This window comes from Serratia sp. AS12 (genome assembly GCF_000214195.1).
In the GTDB taxonomy this organism is placed as follows: domain Bacteria; phylum Pseudomonadota; class Gammaproteobacteria; order Enterobacterales; family Enterobacteriaceae; genus Serratia; species Serratia plymuthica.
The window spans coordinates 3,152,067-3,171,373 of sequence record NC_015566.1; the positions used below are offsets into that span (position 1 = coordinate 3,152,067).

Genomic DNA, 19,307 nt, shown 5'->3' on the forward strand with positions numbered 1-19,307 from the left:
AGTATAATCAGGAGAAGGAAGGCTAGTTTATTGAAAGTAAAAGCAAAAAATGAGGGATTGCATTTGATGGGGGGAGCGACAAGTCGGGCTGGAGTATTTGGGGGTAGGATGCGGGGCAGCCCCCGCATCCGGCAGTATTAACCGAGATCCATTTCGTGCCCTATCCACTCGCCGCTGTCGCGGTTGATAAAGCGCAGATACTGCTCGTACTCTTCTTCACCGTAGAACAGGTTCAGCAATGGCGTTTTGTAGAACGACTGCCACATTTCCCCCAGCAGGATGGGGCGGCGCGGGACATAAATATTCTCTATGAGGTTGTAGCCGGTGGCCATCAGCATGAAACACAAGAAGAAATAATTAAACCGGCCGCGCAGGAAAGACCCCTGATGGGCGACGTAGTAAAACAACAGGAACACCGACGCCACGCTCGCATAGCGGCTCGCCGCCTGCAATGAGCTGGAACACAGGAAGACAAACACCACCAGCCACGCCGCAGCGTTTTTGATATCCCCGGTCTGGTTGCGCATCGGATTGCCCAACATATACCCGCCGAGGAACAGCGCCGGGAACAGGATAATCAGGAAGTTAATCATCCCGTTGGCGTTACCGCTGGTCAGATAGTCGCTGGCATACATACCCGAGGTATAGACGTCCGAGTAGCTATTGATGCCGGAAATCGTAATATGCGACAGGATAAACGGCAGTGCGAACTTGGCGGTCACCAGCGCAATGGCGCTGAACAGCACCGTCAGCGGGCGGTTCAGGCGCATCAGCCTGCTGCACAGGAAAACGCCGACCAGCAGCATGCTGGAAAAGTGTGTCAACATGGCGAACAGCATCAAGCAGATGGCAAGCGTTTGATTTTTCTTATGGCAAAACAGCGTCATGGCAAGTGTCATCACGGCCATAGAGAAACCAAAGCGCAGCCCCATGGCGATGATAAACGGGTTGATCAGAAACAACACCGCCAGATGCAGCAGGACAAACTGCCGCGAGGAAAACGTCTTGCCGGAGTGCAACATGACAATATTCAGCGCGGTGAGATAACAGTAGACCGACAGCGCGGTGTAAAGCCCCGGAATGACGAAAAAGGGAATGCCCAGCGTTTTAAAAATGTAAAAGTTGGCATAAAGAACGATGTCCACCTTGCCCTGGATCACGTCACCCAGCGTAGTGGCCGAGGTGATGGCCGCGTAATTGGCAAAGTGGCGATAGAGATCCGCCAACGGCGGGATCTTGATGAAAAAGAAAAAAAAGCAAAGCGCTATCAGCAGATAGGCCATCGAGTTTTTCTTTCCTGGGCGCAGCGTGGCGATACTCTGTATCAAAGCAAATAGCGGTACCGTCAACAACAGCACGCTGCCGATCACCGTAGAACGTTCAAAGCGCATAATCTTCCTCTGGATGGGTTCGCCGTTCACCGCACATCACACATGGCCCTTCAGAAGGGGACGCCGCGGAAAAACACGTTGCGGATGATATTTTTCATGTAAACCCCGGCCATCAGGCCGCTGTTCACGTAGACAATGCCCTTAAGACCGTACACTACGCCCGCCAGCCGGCTCTTGCCGTCGGTAATGATGCGTGAATCAATACAGGTATGGCGCAGGCGCATAACCTTGCGCGCCCGGGGCGATATCTGCGGCATCAGCCGCCTTTCGAACTGCATTTTGTTGCGATACCCGATAATGCCTTTCGGGCTGGAGGTAATGCGTTCGCCGTCATGATCGTTATGTACCGCCAGGCGTTCATGCAGCGTGCCGATGCGCGCCCCGGCCGCCAGCAGCCGATACAGGAAAATATGGTCCTGGTAGCGCGGGGTGTTGAAAAAGCCGCGCACCGCAATCGCCGTGCTGCGCTGCATCATGATCATCGGCGTATAGGCTACGCCGGCCAACATAAAGTCCTCCAGGCCGTCGCAACGGGCGCGGTAATAATGGTCTGCGTTAATCTGGCCGTTCTTCAGAATATCCATATCGCACAGGCTGACGTCATAATCGCTCTGGCGCATGAACGCCAGTTGGTGGGCAATCTTCTGCGGGTGGTAGTAATCGTCGTCATCCAGAAAAGTGATGTACTCCCCGCTTGAACGCAGGATCCCGCTGTTGCGCGCCAGCGCCCCGCCGCCGTTGTGCCGACGCGGATAATAGATAATCTGCCCCTTATCAATATAGCCTGCCAGGCATTCGCGGGTCGCCAGGCGGTGCGCATCGCCTGGCGGATTGTCGTCCACCACGATGATTTCCAACGTGCGGTGGGTTTGCGCCAGCACGCTGTCAATGGCGCGCGTCAGCAGCTCGCTGCGGCCATAGGTGGGTATGATAACGCTGACTTTGATGTCCATTGTCTTATTCTGCCTGTAGGGGGCGAATACATTCACCCCGTTTAACATGGGCGCAGCATGCGGCGCCCTATTCGATCCGGGAATGGGTAAATACAGCGCCGCTATCCGCGCAGGCTATAAAGCCGGGCCATCAGGTAATAAGCCAATGGACTGCGATAGAACAGCCGGTTCTTGCGGCTCAGCAGTTTGCGCTCCTCTGCGCGTAAACCGGAATAGCGGCGTTTCAGTTCGCCGGTTTCCCGCAACGCGTCGCGCAGCCCGAAAAAATCCAGCCCCACCAGCAGACGTGCCTTCAGCGTGGTGACATAAAGGATCGAATACAGCCCATTCCCCGTTCCCTGGAGCCGTCCGCTGTCGGCACCGGCGATGGCAAAATCCAGGTCATCCAGATCGCGCCGCTTTGGCGCACGCGTAATGCCGTTCGGGTTGGTGCGGTATCCCACCAGCGGCGTATCGCACATCACGATGCGTTCCGCCTTCAGGTACAGCTGCGGGATTAGCTGAATATCCTCAAAATTGCGTCCCTGAGGAAAACGCATCTCGTCGAATAACGTTTTGCGGTAAATACGCGCCCAGGCAAACCACATGCTGCGATTGAAGCTGTCCGCCAGCAGCGCCATATGCGTGTCGCGATCCTGCGGGGCAGCATTGCCGGGCACAATGGCCAGGGTGCAGTCAGGCTGGATTTGGCCGTTGTTCATCACGGAAAATCGCTGGGCATTGAAAGCCACGATGTCCGCCAGCGGGTTATCCGCCAACAGCCGGCCCAGAATGCTGAAATACCCTTCCAGCAGCACATCGTCGGAATCCAGGAAACCGATATGCCGCCCCTCTGCATGCGCAATGCCGCTGTTGCGCGCCTCGCTCAGCCCCTGGTTATGCTGCCGCAGGATGCTGACCTGCGGTTTCAGTTGCGGGTAACGGCACAACACCTCTTCGGCAATGCCGATGGAATCGTCCGGGCTGCCGTCATCCACAATGATCACCTCCGCCCAATCAGGCAGTTGTTGCAGTACCGAGCAAAGGCACGCCTCAATGTAAGCCTCGACCTTATAGACCGGAATAATCAGGCTCAGGGTGGTTTTCATGATCGGTTATCCTTTCTTTTCTGTTTGACGTTGCACCTCTACCGCGCTGCTGCCCATCGATGACAACTGCGCGTCGATCTGCGTCTTCCCTTGCGCTCGCCAGCCCGCAGGCAGATCGAAACGCGCCGACATCGGCCGATAATAAGGGTTGGCGATCAACACCAGGCCGCGCTCGCCGTTGATAAACAGCCGCGCCGGGATGGCGGTATTGTTGCCCTGCAGCAAGAGGCTTTCGCCAGACAGCAGGTAGGGGTTAAAGCTGACAATCTGCTGCGCTACGCTGGCGACGCCTCGCCAGACAGCATCGAATTCCCGCTGGCTGAAACCGCCGCGTTGGCGCTTGTAGAACAAGTCGGTATAGGAATAAAACAAGATGCCCTTCGCGCCGCCAATCAAGCCCAGCCAGGCCTGATTACGCATCTCCGCCTCGGTGGGCTGGCGCGGTTTACGTTTTGGCGCATAAGCGGCGTGATCCATGATCTGCATCACCAACCAGGCTCCCTTGACCTGACGCGCCACCTGACTGGTGATACGCGTGTATTCCAGGGTGCGCGTCAGATCGGCGTCTCTACCGACCGGGTAAGGATCGCTGGCCAGCACGTCCGAACTGTTGAAATAGGCGTTGAGCGTGCCGGTCTTGTCCAGCACCTGGAACGTCAGGTGATCCGGATCCAGCCGTTTCACCTGCAGGTGTTTTTCTTCAATCTGCGGCACATACTCCGGCCCCAGCTCATCGTTGATGTACCAAGCCAGCAGGTTCGGTTCATGTTTGAACTTTTCGACGTAATTCGCCGTCAGTTGCGGGTAACTCAGTTTGGTTTGCGGCGCGAACCGGGTACCGGGATACAGGTCTTTCAGCGAAAAAATCACCTGCAAGCCATACTGCTGCGTTTTGCGGAAATAACGGCTCGGATCGCCTACGGTGCCATAGTTGTAATTCAGCAGCGTGTTGAAACCGGCATCGCGGATGCGCGCCAGATGCTCATCCGTCGCCATCTCACCGTACATGTAAATGCCGAGCGGGAAGAAACGCTTCCCCTGTTTCAGGGTATAGCCCTGCGCATCCAGCACCACTCTCGGTTGCGGGCGGCCGACGCTGATCGGCATCTCGCTGCGCTGGCTGCGCTGAGTCGCCACGTCCGTCACCTGCTGCTGCAGGCGGTATTCCCCGGCGGCCAGCCCGGCCGGCAGCGTGAACTCTACCTGCTGTTTCCCTTCTATACGGTAACGGCGGCTGTCGCTTTTCACGGCGGCACTTTTTGCGTCGACCAGCGTGCTGTCTACTTGCACCTGCTGCGGATCCACTACCTCGATCAGGCTCGATGCCGCGCCGTTGCCTGCGCGCATCTGGTACAGCGCCGGCGCAACCGGCTGCCGACAGGCGTAAACGTCGTCAAACCAGGCGCTGCCGGTCGTACCGCGGCGCAGATAAACCCCCAGCACCACCTTTACCGCCCGCGCCGGTACCCTGAAATCGCCGGTGACCGGTTGCCAGCCGCTGGTGCCCAGCACGCCCTGCGGGTAGCTACCCGCCAGAAAGCGCCCCTGATCGTCGTAGCTTTCGACAAACACCGTCGCGCCCTGGTTGTCGCCCTTGCCCTTCAGGTTCTCGCCACGCACCCAGGCGCCGAAAGCCAGCTGTTGGCCCGCTTTGACCGATAGCGTCTGCAACATGTTGTGATAGTTGGCCGGATTGTGGTTTTGATAAAACAGGCTGGCCTGGCCGGTATGGCCGCCGGACACCACCTCTGCGGAAGCCAGCGACCAGCCCGCACCACCTTGCTCAAAGCCGGGGTTAGCCAACAGGTTGTCGCCGCAAGGCGCGGCATGGGCCTGCACGGCCAGCCCGACGCCCGCCAACAGGCAGGCGAAAGAGAGCTTGCTGATATTCATTGTCGTTTCATCACTGCGCTGTACAAGTAGGAGAAGAACAGGTAGCAGGACTTCTGGTAGGACAGCCCCAAATGGCGACGATAGATTTGCCACTGCCAATCCGCCGCCTTGATTTTGTTGCCCGACAGCGACTGGGCGGAAAGACGGTAAAAAGCCAGCGGTTCAGGAATGCAGTACGCCAGACGGTTGCGCGCCTTTTCCAGCACCGACAACCACATCACATAATCCTCATGCCCTACCTTGCTCTGGTAGACCTTGCCCACCCGGCGCTGGTTGTACATGCCGGTCAGGTTGCCGATCCAGTTGCTTTTCAGCATGTCCTTGTAGGCGATAATCTCGCCTGCGCCACGGTAGTTTTTCACCAGCGCCGGATCATTTTCGAAGGTGTAATAATGCGAACACACCACGTCGTAACGGTTTGTCTTCAGGACGCTGACCTGGCGCGCCAGTTTGTTTTCGCGCCAGACGTCGTCGCTGTCGCAGAAAGCGATGTAGTCACCGCGCGCCGCCTCAATGGCGATATTGCGGGTTTCGGCCACACCCTGGTTGGTGTTGTTGCGAATGTAGGTCAGACGATCGTGAATGAAGGGTTTAACCACGTCTGCGGTGTTGTCCGTCGAAGCATCGTCGATCACATACAAATGGTAATCCTGATAAGTCTGGTTCAGCACACCCAGGATCGATTCTTTGATAAAACCGGCGGCGTTGTACGCCGGCATGATTACTGACACCTTTTCCATCTTAACCTCCAGCGATAAGCTGTTGCCATTGGGGATATATACGTTCAGGAATGTACTGTTGCGCCCGCTCCAGCGAATGCAGGGAGAAGCGCTTACGCAGCTCGCCGTCAGCGATCAGCGCCAGGGTGCGTTGGCTAAAGGCACCGATATCGCCTTCCGGCACCAGATAACCGTTGCCGCCATCGTCAATCAGCTCGGCAGGGCCGGTCTGGCAGTCAAACGCCACCAGCGGCAGGCCAAAGCTCATCGCTTCAATCAGCACCATAGGCAACCCTTCATAACGGGACGTCATCAACAGCATTCCGGCCTGCCGGTAGTGACTGGCGATATCCGGGGTCGCCGGCAACAACTTCACCTGTTCGCCAAGGCCTGCTGCATCGATTTGCTGCTGCAATGCGGCGCGATCCGGGCCGTCGCCGACGATATGCAACTGCCAGCCCGCCGTTTGTGGCGCCGCCCGCTGCCAGGCCGCAATCAAGCGGTCAAAGCCTTTCTGGTAACACAGTCGCCCCACCGCCAACGCCACCGGCTGGGGCGCCTGTTGCGGCGGTCGTATCGGGAACGGTGAGACGTTCTCAATCACCCGGCATTTATGCTCAGGCACCCAGCGGCTGATGGTGGCCAGATCTTTCTTGGTCAGCAGCACGGTGCGGTCGCCCAGCCGGTAGACCAACACCTTCAGCCACTTCATCGGCCAGGCATACTGATGGAAACTGACGTGTTCGCTCAGCAGCAGACGACTGTGCGGGCACAACAACCGCAGATACGGCACCATGATCGACGAGAGCTTGCCCATAGATACGGTGACTATCACGTCATAGCGGCCACGTCGCAGAAACCGCGCCAGCCGCCAGGGCCACAGCGGTGACCTGCCGGACATGAAGCGCAACTTCACTTCGGGTTCGAGCGGGTAAAACGCCCGATCGCCGCTGATCGACACCAGATCCACCTGATGGCCCAAACGCGCGGACAGCGCATTGGCCAGGCTGCTGGCCACCCGCTCGGTACCGCCTTTTTCGGCGATGTTCTCAATCACGATCGCTACTTTCCGTTGCTGCATGTCATCTCCGAAACCCCTCACGGGCTGTACGCAACAGGCGCCCCCCTAACGGAAACAGACCCAGTCTGGCCAGGCAGTCGCCATACAGTTTGATCGCCTTGAACTTGCTGCTCAGAGCGTGGTGCTCCGCGCGCGATGAGTAATAGTTGAATGCCTGCAGATTCTCGCTGTACAGCGAAGCCAACAGATGCTTGCTGGCAAACCCGCTGATATAGCGACCGCTGGCGTTCAGGTAAGCGTCAATAAACTGTTCACTGGCATCGATGTTCATCCGGCTGCGATCCGTCGCGGCATCGCCGCAACGGATGAACACTCCGAGCCCCTCGTCGAAGGCCACCTTGGCGCCCAGATTGGTGGCATTGACCAAAAACCCCCAGTCCTGGTATTTGTAAAGGAACTCGGGAAACAAAAAACGCCGGTCATCTTTTTTACGCAGGCTGATGGCGGAAGTGCGAATATCGCCCATATCGAGAAATAAAAAATCCGCCCCCGTCGCCCCCTCTTTGTAATCAAATCTATAGCTGCGGATATTCTTGTCATTCACTGTACTGTAATTGCCAAAAACAATGTCCAGTCGGGTGTCATGGTGGTGTTTCAGTCGGCGAATAATATAATTGGTGCTGAAGAAATCCTCCGGTTCCAGAAAGAAAACCACCTCGGCACGCGCCAGTCTGAAGCCGGTATTACAGGATGCTGCCGTGTTACTGCGCACTTTATTTTCATGCAGGCGTGCCCGACGATTAGCAGCCAATAAACTGCGCATTTTTTTCAACTCTTCTGGGTCTGATGCATCATCAACCACAATAATTTCATAATCGAACCCGAAACAGGCGTTGGTCATACGGACTAATGTTGCGGCCAGACTGGCTGAATTATTAAAAGCGGGCATGACAATTGATAAGTCCATTTACTACCTCAACAATATATTATCATCTGGCAAAACAGCGGTAATGCCAGCGGAATAGTTTGTTATCCCAGCATATCCTTGCCCGGTTATCCCCCCCCATCCTGCAGCGATTAAAATACGCGCAGCCTACCGGTCATTTAATTAATCCTGAAAATAACTGCCCCACTCCTGTTCAATGGTTTCTGGCATCAGCCTTTGCAACCCGGCTCCCGGGGTAAACGTCAGTTCGCCAAAATAGATACGCTCTTGCACCTGATAAAAATCCACGCGCACATAAGAAAACTGCTCCGCCACCTGCCGTGCCAGGAGTAGCATTTTCCCCAGCCTGCAGGGTTTATCCATGGGCACGTCACTGTTTGGCACGCCCATGCGGATCTCGGTGCGGTTCCAGTCGGCGTCAAAAAAATCTCGCCGATGGTCGATAAAACGCTGGTAATCTATCTGGATGAAAAACCGAATATCTCCCCCCTGATTAAAGCAGTGGATCTTGATATCATTCGGCGTTTTTCCCTCTTCCAGCAGCATTCTCTCGACCATGATGCATGGCGGGATATCCTTATAATGGCGTTCGCGGTAAACCTGATAAAAACTCTGCCGCAGCCAGCTGTTGGTTAACACCCGTAACTCATTGAAGCTGGTTTGGCTTTTATCGAACACCAATTTGTTATAACCGCTGCCGTGGTTTGCCTTGATCACGAAGGCGTCAGGTAATGCCTGATACATTTCCTCGGTTAATTGATTGCCGTGCGCATAAAGATCGATCAGGTACTCTTTCCCCCACAGCTTTTCAATATAGTCACGCACCCGATACTTGTCGGACAGTTGCGTATATATCGCCAAAGGGTAGATCTTCCTGCGCATTAATTTTTCGCTATATCTTTTCGGCTGAGCCAAATGCGGTATTTTCCGAAAAAACAGAGCGTATTTCAACTGATGATATAACGCGTCGGGTATATTACGGTAAAAACCCTTCACCAGATTATTTAGCATAGATTTCTCGCACCTTCCCTATTAACTGAGGTAAACAACGGTAGCAGGTCAACTGCAATCTCGTAATTTGCCCTCTTCTGAAGAAGCCATTAAGTACAAAAAATGAGATGAACTCCGTTATCAGGGTTGAAACCGCCGCACCTACAATGCCGTAACGCGGTATCAACACCAGATTCATCAGCACGTTGGCCAACGCGGCCAGCGGCATTTTTATCGCTATGAAGCGATACCCTCCAAACAGCACTATCGCCCGATAGGACACGGTGCCCATCACCGAGAACAGCGACGTCACCGAACACAGCGCCAAAATGGTGGCCGTTCCGCTGTAGCTGTCGCCAAACATCAGCGCCACGATCGGGCCTGGGAACAACGATAACAGCAAGATCACCGGCATGGAGAGCGACAGCACCACCAGATACAGCAACCGGATACGTCCTTCCTGTTCGGCCAATGTGCGGGCATTCGCCACGCCCGGCATCATTGAGGTAATCAAGGCAATAGGGACGAATATCCACCCCTGGCTCAGGGTAATCGCCGCGCTGTACAAGCCGACGCTGTGCTCGCCCAGAACGTTGCCGATCATGATCTGATCGATACGCGTGTAGACGACGATCGACAGCCCGGAGACCGCCAGCGGCAAACCTACCTTTAACAGATAACGACCATAGCGCCGCTTGTGACGCCCGCTGATCGCCCGCATACCACCCTGCTCGCGGCGAAACAGTACCCAACGCGCGGCGTACGGGATCAGGCTGCTCACAACATACGGCACGGCAAACCATTCCAACGGCAATTTGGCATGCACCAGTGCCAGCCGCAGAATGATTGACAGCAACAGAGCCAGGTTGTTGATCAGCGTGTTCAGCTTCGATTTCAACAGCGCGTCGTAATAAATCTTGTAGACGTCCTGAATAGAGAAATACGCACTGGCAAGCATCAACAACATCATGATCTGGCTGGTACGATCCTGCGTCAGCACAGCCCAGGCCATCAGCGGCACGGCGATCAGCGCAAAAAGCTGGCGCCGCAAACGCATCGAAGCCATCATCAGCCGAATACCGCTGCGCCGCCGCTTGGCGACCCGGTTAAACAACACCGCATCCGCCCCCAGTTGTACCAGCGGCACGGCAATGGCGATCACTGACAGCAGATAGTTAATCAGCCCGTATTGCGCCGGCCCCAGATAACGCGCTACGTACACCGAAACGAAAATCCCCGAAAGGCTCAGCGATATCCGTTCCAACATCAGCCACAGGGAGTTCATCAGCATCGCTTTCATGCGCGACTACACCTTTTCCTGATGGCTGGGGTAAGCAAAAGCGTAGTAGCCGGCATCGGTGGCGGTTTTTTTCACCATGCCGTTCAGGATCACCCCTTTAATCGCCACGCCGTTCTGCTCGAAACGACGAATGCTGGTTTCGATCTGCCGGACGGTGTCGATCTCAAAACGCACCACCATCAGCGCGGTGCCGACATGGTGACCCACGATGGCGGCGTCGGTCACCGCCAGCACCGGCGGCGTGTCGATCAGCACCAAATCATAGTTCTGCCTCGCCCACTGCAGGAAGTCGGCAAAACGCTGATGCATCAGCAGTTCGGACGGGTTCGGCGGCACCTGGCCCCGCGGCACAAAATCCAGATTGGCGATAGCGGTTTTCTTCACCGACTGATCTGGCGCAATCAACCCGGACAGCATGTCCGACAAACCGCCCTTGGCGCTGTTGTTGAACCAACGGTGCAGGAATCCTTTGCGCATGTCTGCGTCGATCAACAGTACTCGTTGGCCTGCCTCGGCGATTACCACCGCCAGATTGGTGCTGGTAAAACTTTTCCCGCTGGCGGGGCTGGCGCCGGAGACCATCAGGATGTTGTTTTTGGCCTCCATCATGGCGAAATGCAAACTGGTACGCAGGCTGCGGATGGCTTCGACGGACAAATCCCCCGGCTCTTCCTTGGCCAGGATCGGCAGCTTGTCACCGCTGTTTTTGAGCAGTAGCTGCTGTTGAGTGCGGTTACGTTTTTGCTGCCACGGCGACAGCGGAACCGTGGCATACACATTGATACCGCGCTTTTCCAACGCCTCGGTGTCACTGACGCCGCGTTGGAGCGCCGCGCGCAATACCACAACCGACGCCGACAGCACGCCCCCCATCAACAGCGCGAAGAACACGATCATCGCTTTTTGCGGTTTTAGCGGCCGCAGACCGCTTTCCGCCTCATCGATAATGCGGATATTGCCCACGGTGCCCGCTTTGCTGATGCTCAATTCCTGCTGCTTGTTCATCAGTTGCATGTATACCTGCTGATCCACCTGCACATCGCGGGTCAAACGCAGAATTTCCTGCTGCGTTTTCGGCAGCGTCTGTACCTGTTTGCCGAGCCGCGCCTTTTCCGCCTCCAGCGTGGCGCGCTTTTCCAGCAGTGCACGATAGGCCGGATGCTCGCGGGTATAAAGTTTTGAGATTTCCGCTTCTTTGAAGGTCAGCTCATTCAACTGGGCCTCCAATTGAACCTGAGTATCCAGCACCGATTTGGCTTCCAGCGTCAGGTCCACCGAGTCGTTCTGCTGGCGAAACTGGTTGAGCTGATTCTCGGCATTGTTGAGCGACGTCTGAGTGCGCGGCAGCTGTTCGTGCAGGAAGGCCAGCATGCGCTGCGCTTCCTCGGTTTTACGATCCACATTCTGTTGCAGATAGTTATCGGTGATGCTCTTGAGCACCGCTTCGGCGCGCTGCGGATCCTCGCCGGCCAGGTTGAACGTCATAATGCCGCTTTCCTTGCCGCCAGGAGCAACGTCAAGCAGGTTGCGAAGATCATCCACCGCCTGCTGGCGCGGCACGTTGACCACGCTAAACTCGGTGCCCGGCAATGCCTCCAGCGCAGTGACGTTCATCGCCCAGGCGCCTTGCTTCAGCGGTTGTCCGACGGTGCCGCTGAACAAGTTCTTCCCTTCATGGCTCAGGCTATAACGTTGCTTATCCTGCACGGTCAGGGTCAGTTCCTGGCCCTGCATCGCAGCCGGTACCGTCATCCCTGAGATGAGCAAGACCGGTGGCGGTTCGCCGCTCAGGCGGGCCAGTCCCTTGCCGAACAGCGGAAAGTAATCCGGGCTGATGCGTACCGTCAAACCGAGATCGTCCACGGTTTTGCCAATCACGTAACGTGATTTCGCCAGCGAAACTTCATCTTGCGTCGCCGAATTCTGCCCAGCCGACCCGAGCGAGTTGTCCAGCGTTTCGCGCAGCAGCGAATCGCCCGAAAGCTGTTTTTCCACCTGCACCAGCGCGGTCGCCTGATAGATCGGCGTCGCCATCAAGGCATAGGCACAGCCCAGGACACCGGCGACGCCGGTCACCAGCAAAATGCGCCAGCGGTTGTCCCACAGCGGGCCAATCAGCCGTTCCCAATCCAGTTTCTCGTCCTGCTCGGCCATCACAATCGGCATTGCATTATTCTTCATCATCGGTGTTCCTTAAGTCAGCGTGGCGGGGTTACCAGTTACGCACCCGCAACGTGGCCTCACTGAGGTCGTTAAAGCTGGAAATCGTCGGTACCAGCTGGCTTATCAAGCGGTTCCAGCGCGCAATCGGCGCTGCGGTGACGTACACCACGTCGTAAGGTTCCAGCTGAAATTCCGTGCCCATCGCCAGTGCAGCAGCATCAGACAGGTCGAACTGGTACAACGACGCCAACCGCTGCGGCTGTTTGCCGCCGTTCGGGCGGATCACGAACACGCCGGTGGCATCGGCCACCGTCTGGCTGATGCCCTCTGAACTGCCCAACGCCTCCGTCAACGTCATGCCGCTGCGGTCCATTTTCAGCGTCGCCTGTTTACCGACCTCACCCATCACAAACACTTTCAACTCGTCATTGCGCGGCACATACAGAATGTCGCCTGGCTGCAGCAGTTGGTTCTGGCCGGTATCACCGCGCTGCATCAACGCCTGCAAAGAGATTGGCTGTTCCTTGCCCTGGTGAGTCAGCACCACGTTGCGCCAGTCGGCGTTGTCCGTCAGGCCGCCGGCGGCGTTAATCGCATCGAGAATGGTCAGCGGCACGTTGGTCACCGCCTGCTGTCCTGACGTTTTCACTTCGCCGGTCACATACACTTTCTGCGAGCGGAAAGCGGCAATGCTGACGTCCACCTGCGGGCTTTCCACATAGCGCGCCAGCCGGTTGGCGATCTGATTGCGCACTTCGGTGACGGTTTTTCCCGCCACCTGCACCCGGCCGATATACGGGTAGAAGATCGCCCCGTCGGCATGCACCCAGTTGCCGGTATCGCTGGCGCTGCGGTATTGGCCGGCAGGCGTTGTCAGTTCCGGATGGTCCCAAACGGTGACGTTAAGCACGTCGCCGACACCGATACGGTATTGGTAACTCTGCAAGCGCTGGTCCAGCGCCGGGTTTGGCCGGGCCACCGGCTCCACGCGGCGCATTTTTTCCAGCAGCATCGGCGTTACGCGATACACCTGGACCTGCTTATCCAAATCGAAGTCTTCATCCTGCTGGATAACTTTGGCTTTCCCTTGAGTAGGCAGGTGTGAACCTGGAAACGTCGTGCAACCGCTGAGCAACGCGGTGGACAACACCAGCGGCATCAAATGAGGTAAGTGAAGGTTCATGACAGTACCGTGAAAAAACGGGCCGCCGTTGCGGCCCGTGGGAGGATTAACGATCGGCGGTAGGGTTATCGGTAAAAATCGGTGCCTGGCGCGGTTCATGCAACATGACAAAATAACCGAAGAAGCAAAGTACAAAGGCCACCAGCATCTGGTAGTCCGGCAGTTGCAGGACCTCGCTGCAGATACCGACGCAGGCCAGCGTCACCGCCAACATGCAGCTCATCCCCAGCGCCTGGCGCGCATTGAGACCACGCCGCATCAGGATGTGATGCAGATGATCGCGACCGGCCTTGAACGGGCTCTGACGGCGCAGCAGTCGGCGCACCATGACCGTCACCATGTCCATCAATGGGATAGCGATCAACCACAGCGCGGTCACTGGCCGTATGACAGCGTCCTGCCCCTGGGTGGCGACGATCAGCAACCACAGCACGCTGAAACCAATTACCATGCTGCCGGCATCGCCCATGAAAATTTTGTTGCGTGGACCGAACATGCTGAGATTAAACAACAGATACGCCGCCAAGGCCGCGATCAGGCTCAGGCACCACATCGCCAGTTCTTCCTGCCCCGCCAGACCAAACAGAATCGCCAGTGCGATAAAAGTGACGCAAGACAGCGCGCCAAGCTGGCCGTCGATGCCGTCAACCATGTTATAGGCGTTAATCGCCCCCCATACCGCCAGCGGCGTGATCAGCAAGGCTATGTAACCCAGCATCAGCTCCTGATGACCCCACAGATAGCCGAAGGAAGTAAGTTGCATCCCTGCCACCAGCATCATCGCCAGCGCGATCCCTCCCTGCACAATGACGCGCGGCGCCACCGGCAGATCAAAACGGTCATCAAGCACACCCAACACCACTAACGCCGTGACGCATAACAGATAGATATTGCTGTGCGGCAACCATTCCGGTTGCCAAAACGTCACCAGCATAATGGTGAGATAAATGGCTATTCCGCCAACCAGAGGTATATGCCCCTGATGACGCTTGCGGGCACTGGGTTTATCCACTAATCCCACCGCCAGCGCAGCACGGCGTGCAATAACCACCAGCGTAAGCGCCAAAATAAATATTATGCTAAGTTGATATAACATTATTCCTCCAGCGAATAAGCACGCTACCGCCCTTGAGTTACAGCTCCCAATGCGCTATTAACAAAAACAAAATTGACATCGCCAGGATATAAGTCAGCATAAGCTCATCCTGTTAACTACAGATTTATCCGAAAAATAAAAGGCGTTAGCGCATGAGAAATATATCTCTAGGAAAACTCATGCTTAATGGTTCTTTCGATTGCCAAATTAAGTTCAACCGGTGCCTCGAAATTGTTTTGCACATTGCTTTTAAATTGTGTTCTGGCGCAGAATTTTTGTACTCTAACCCGGCTAATAGGGAATTTACGGTGACTTATTTTACTCACCACATCCAATGCCGTAGCGCCGCAGATCCCAAATATATAAGGGATCCGAATAGTCTTGTTCTCTCTGCCCAATGAAGACGAAATAACGTCGACCAGTTGGTTCATGGTGAAATCCGGTTTATCAACATAATTGCTGACCTGATAACTGGCCTGCTGGTCAAGCGCATGCTCCAGCCTGGCTGCAATATTCTCGACATAAGCCATGGATTTCATATTATTGCCGCTGCCAATCATTACGAAACGGCCGCTGGCGATCTGACGGAACAGGTTATAAACGTTGCCGCGATTATTTTCGCCGAATACCACGGTCGGACGGATAATGGTCAACTTATTGTCACCGTCGGCCTTGCGCCAGGCTTCGTAGACATACTCCGCTTCCAGCTTGGATTTACCGTAATGGTTAAAGGGTTCAAAACGCCCTTCTTCGCCGGTTTCCTGGGTAACGAACCCGTAGACCGCTACGGATGAGGTAAAAATAATCTGCCTGATATTCAGCGAAGATGCAGTCATGCAAACATTACGCGCGCCCTCGACATTAACCTGATAATACAGTGAGATCGGGTCAACATTATCCTGATGTTCTGCCGCAAGATTAATCACGGCATCACACCCCGCCAGTGGTTGCAGCAAGGTCTGCGGCTGGGTTACATCGCCAAACTGATAGAGTTCCGGAAAATGTTCGCTTTGTTTCTTGTCTACAATCGTCAAAATCAGATCGTTACGCGCACTCAGGCGCTTAACCAAACGCGTTCCGATAAAGCCGGAACCCCCGATGATAGCTACTTTACGCTTATCCATATTTGTCACTCAGCCAAGTTTTCCATTAATTCCCACCGCAGAATTGAGGCGAGACGCTTAATACGCGTTAGATCATGGAAACCAGACTGAACAAATCGGCCCAAGCTTTCAAATAACAAATAATGAAATAACAATATTTGCTGAATGTAAAATTATGGGGAAAGATGAAATGTCGGCGTAGACTAATTTTTAACTTCGTAAGCAACCTGATATTGAATGGTTTTATTCGGCAGAATAAGATTAATCTTACCTTTACCCTTGGCCTCTGAAATTTCGTATTTCACCGGCTGTTTAAACTTCCCCTGTTTGGGATCGACGCACTCGATAGTCGCCTGCTCCAGGCTTTCGCCCTGATAAAGGCAAAGCAGCGTTTGCGGGCCGTTAGATTGGGGGTTGTTCAGCGTCAGCGTAAGCACCACGCGGGTATTGTTTTGTATATCATTGATGATCGGTGGACGAGTTTGGTTCCCCAGCACATAGGAAAAATGTGAAATAATCAGCAGTGAGACAAACACCGACAGATACTTCACCACTCTGACGGCAGGAACGGAGAAAAAACCCGCCGACGCAGTCATTTTATTTCTTATTGTCGTATTTTTCAGCGGTACTGATACCACAGCAACAGGTGGCCCGGAACTCGTAATCGCTTCCTCGTGCGTGTCTATTTTCTCGGCGCTAATTTCATCATCTTTATTTCCATTTTCAGAAAATTCCGCTTGAAAATCTTCGTTAATATTCCCAGAAACGCTCCATATTTCATCAGCACCATATTCATCCTCCTCCGATATAAAGTGAAAAGCGGCCTTGTTTTCCACCTTATAACCCAGGCGCGGTATCGTTCTGATAAGCGTATGTTCAACATCACCTATTTTCTGACGAATTGATTTAATTGTTTGATTTATCGTCGAATCTGAACAATAAGTCCCTTTCCATATATTTTCTATAATTTCCGTACGACTAACCAGTTCAGGGGATCTGGCGACCAGAAGTGAAAGTATCTGATACTCCTTCCAACGCAGGCGGAACTTTTCCCGGGAAGGTGTCAGAACATCTAGATTCCTAATCTTTATTCTTTTATCAAGATTCACTTTTAATTTCCTTAACGTGCCTGTCCTGCACACTTTGTATAGAAATATGAAAAAATGTTCAAGAAATTAAATGTAAACTCAACAGGTTGCATTCATTAGATGTTTATTTTTATAAAAATTCGCTGATTTCATTTTTTACATCACCTCGAATACCAAAGATCCGATTCTCAGAATGTTCTCTTTTTCCCTGTTGGTAACATGGTTTCTTTGCATGTTTACCGGCAATAAAAATCAGCCAACAGACTGATTTGAAACAAAAACTCTATATATGTTATAACTTTGTTGGTTAAGTGAAATTGTGAAATTCACCCGAAAGCCTGTAAGTATCACCTGTTTTTCCACCTAATCCGATTGCCAGATAGCCTACAAAAAGCCAGCGAAAACAGAATGAGAGTTATCTGATTTAATCACTCCATGAAACAAAGCACCAAATACAAAGACATATTTTCAATTTGGCTACACAACCTTCAAATAATGAAGATATCTGTCACTCACCATAACAGGCTATGTCACCAGCATGCTTTATTTCTGTAAAAATTCCGACAATAAAATGAAAATCACGCTAACAATAATACTGTGGGGTATTCTTGATTGAAAAACATGAAGTGAGAGATGCACCTATTAAAAAAGGGAAATTCAGCATGGGGAAATAAGAATATTACCTAAAGGCGGGGAATTTCACTGAGGAAAAACAAATTACGCGGAGAGAAAAAGAGACAGTCCCTCCCCTGTCGGGGAGGAACAAACCTCATCAGGCCGTTTTTTTACGGCCGTACACAGCCCAGGTAATCACCACGCATAACAGGTAAAACACCAGGAAAATTTTCATCGCACCCGCCGGTGAACCGGTCAGCGCCAGGGAAGTGCCAAATGCTTTCGGAATAAAGAAACCGCCGATGGCGCCAATCGCCGAGATAAACCCCAGAGCGGCTGCGGAATCGGTTGCAGCTTCGCGCTGTGCGCTTTCGTCGCTCCCGCCTCGAGCCTTAACCCGCTCAAGGGTAATTTTACGGAAGATCACGGCGATCATCTGGAAGGTCGAGCCGCTGCCCAAACCGGCGGTAAGAAACAACAGCATAAAGACACCGTAAAACGCAATAAAGGAACCCGCATGCCCGGCCCCCGGTAAGGTCAGGAACAACAGTGCGGCAAACACCGCCATCAACACAAAGTTAATCAGCGTGACGCGAATACCGCCAAACCGATCGGAAAGCGCACCGCCTACCGGCCGTGCCAGGGCGCCAAGGAACGGGCCGAAGAAGGCATAATGCAGGATCACCACGTCCGGAAACTGCGTCTTCGACAGCATGGCGAAACCGGCGGAAAAACCGATGAAGGATCCGAAAGTGGCAAGATACAGCAGGCTCAGCATCCACAGATGGCCGCGCTTGAGCACCGGCAACTGTTGTCTGAGCGAGGCCTTCGAAGCCGCCAGGTCGTTCATGCCGAACCACGCCGCCAGCGTGGCGACCAACAGAAACGGCACCCAGATCCATGCGGCGTTCTCCAGCCACAGTTGGCTGCCGTCCGGCTGAACCTGACCCGTGCCGCCAAAAGCGCCGAACATGGCGATGGAGATCGCCAACGGGGCCACCAGTTGCATCACGCTGACGCCCAGATTGCCCAGCCCGCCGTTCAAGCCTAATGCACCGCCCTGCCTGGCCTTTGGAAAGAAGAAACTGATGTTGGCCATGCTGGAGGCAAAGTTGGCGCCGGCGAAGCCGCACAGCAGAGAGATGATGACAAAAATGCCATAGGTAGTAGAGGTATCCTGAACCGCAAACCCCAGCCACAGGCAGGGTACCAGCAGTAAACAGGTGCTGATTGCCGTCCAGCGGCGGCCGCCGAACAGCGGGATCACAAACGAATAGGGTACGCGCAGAATGGCACCCGAAACGGAAGGCAGCGCGGTGAGCAAAAAAAGCTGGTCGGTAGTGAAATTGAAGCCAACCTTGTTCAGATTGACCGCAACCGCGCTGAACAACATCCAGACGCAGAAGGCCAATAACAGACAAGGAACGGAAATCCACAGGTTGCGGCTGGCGATAGCCTGGCCACGCTGTTGCCAGAACGCGGCGTCCTCAGGCTGCCAGTTCTGAATAACCGCACCTGTTTTTTTTGATGATGACGTTGCAGATTGCGACATAAAAACCTCAGAGACAGGATGATAACTTCGCACACCCTAGGTGGCCCCCTCCCGAGCAAAGTTGATGTAAATCAACCCGGATGCAGGTAGCCCTGCGCGGTAAACGTACCGACATCCCTTTATGAGTAAGCGGCGATTCCAGATAATATATTTATAAATCAATTTGTTAAAATTGATATAACGCCTCTGCCGCCCACCTGCAACGG

At 54.2% G+C, this 19,307-nt stretch carries 15 protein-coding genes; all 15 read right to left on the reverse strand.

Features of this window, described 5'->3' with window-relative positions:
• Positions 1–137 precede the first annotated feature (137 nt).
• Entirely contained in the window at positions 138–1,391 is a 1,254-nt protein-coding gene (locus tag SERAS12_RS14800; RefSeq protein WP_013813412.1) for an EpsG family protein, read from the reverse strand.
• Between the two features lie 50 nt (positions 1,392–1,441).
• Entirely contained in the window at positions 1,442–2,344 is a 903-nt protein-coding gene (locus SERAS12_RS14805) for a glycosyltransferase (RefSeq protein ID WP_013813413.1), read from the reverse strand.
• A gap of 101 nt (positions 2,345–2,445) precedes the next feature.
• Positions 2,446–3,432, reverse strand: a complete 987-nt coding sequence (locus SERAS12_RS14810) for a glycosyltransferase family A protein (protein ID WP_013813414.1) — start codon at positions 3,430–3,432, stop codon at positions 2,446–2,448.
• 6 nt (positions 3,433–3,438) lie between these two features.
• Positions 3,439–5,325, reverse strand: a complete 1,887-nt coding sequence (locus SERAS12_RS14815; protein WP_013813415.1) for a carbohydrate-binding protein — start codon at positions 5,323–5,325, stop codon at positions 3,439–3,441.
• Positions 5,322–6,065 carry a glycosyltransferase family 2 protein gene (locus tag SERAS12_RS14820; protein WP_013813416.1) on the reverse strand — a complete coding sequence of 248 codons (744 nt, stop codon included), beginning with the start codon at positions 6,063–6,065 and terminating at the stop codon, positions 5,322–5,324. The genes SERAS12_RS14815 and SERAS12_RS14820 overlap by 4 nt, the downstream gene beginning before the upstream one ends.
• A gap of 1 nt (position 6,066) precedes the next feature.
• Positions 6,067–7,125 (reverse strand): glycosyltransferase family 4 protein, encoded by a 1,059-nt coding sequence (locus tag SERAS12_RS14825; RefSeq protein WP_013813417.1) that lies wholly within the window; start codon positions 7,123–7,125, stop codon positions 6,067–6,069.
• 1 nt (position 7,126) lies between these two features.
• Positions 7,127–8,032, reverse strand: a complete 906-nt coding sequence (locus tag SERAS12_RS14830) for a glycosyltransferase family 2 protein (protein ID WP_013813418.1) — start codon at positions 8,030–8,032, stop codon at positions 7,127–7,129.
• A 141-nt stretch (positions 8,033–8,173) separates the two neighbouring features.
• On the reverse strand, positions 8,174–9,022 hold the full coding sequence (locus SERAS12_RS14835; RefSeq protein WP_013813419.1) for an ATP-grasp fold amidoligase family protein: 849 nt from the start codon (positions 9,020–9,022) through the stop codon (positions 8,174–8,176).
• Positions 9,012–10,301: a flippase gene (locus SERAS12_RS14840; RefSeq protein ID WP_013813420.1), complete on the reverse strand. Its 1,290-nt coding sequence runs from the start codon at positions 10,299–10,301 to the stop codon at positions 9,012–9,014. The genes SERAS12_RS14835 and SERAS12_RS14840 overlap by 11 nt, the downstream gene beginning before the upstream one ends.
• A 6-nt stretch (positions 10,302–10,307) precedes the next feature.
• Positions 10,308–12,485 carry a polysaccharide biosynthesis tyrosine autokinase gene (locus tag SERAS12_RS14845; RefSeq protein WP_013813421.1) on the reverse strand — a complete coding sequence of 726 codons (2,178 nt, stop codon included), beginning with the start codon at positions 12,483–12,485 and terminating at the stop codon, positions 10,308–10,310.
• 28 nt (positions 12,486–12,513) lie between these two features.
• Complete coding sequence (locus SERAS12_RS14850; protein WP_013813422.1) at positions 12,514–13,647, reverse strand: polysaccharide export protein; 1,134 nt, start codon at positions 13,645–13,647, stop codon at positions 12,514–12,516.
• Positions 13,648–13,693: 46 nt separating this feature from the next.
• A complete protein-coding gene (wecA, locus tag SERAS12_RS14855; protein WP_013813423.1) occupies positions 13,694–14,743 on the reverse strand; it encodes a UDP-N-acetylglucosamine--undecaprenyl-phosphate N-acetylglucosaminephosphotransferase in 1,050 nt (349 codons plus the stop codon).
• A gap of 167 nt (positions 14,744–14,910) precedes the next feature.
• Entirely contained in the window at positions 14,911–15,867 is a 957-nt protein-coding gene (locus SERAS12_RS14860; RefSeq protein ID WP_013813424.1) for an NAD(P)-dependent oxidoreductase, read from the reverse strand.
• 182 nt (positions 15,868–16,049) lie between these two features.
• Positions 16,050–16,955, reverse strand: a complete 906-nt coding sequence (locus tag SERAS12_RS14865; RefSeq protein WP_013813425.1) for a transcriptional regulator — start codon at positions 16,953–16,955, stop codon at positions 16,050–16,052.
• Between the two features lie 751 nt (positions 16,956–17,706).
• On the reverse strand, positions 17,707–19,101 hold the full coding sequence (locus tag SERAS12_RS14870) for a NarK family nitrate/nitrite MFS transporter (RefSeq protein ID WP_013813426.1): 1,395 nt from the start codon (positions 19,099–19,101) through the stop codon (positions 17,707–17,709).
• Positions 19,102–19,307 lie beyond the last annotated feature (206 nt).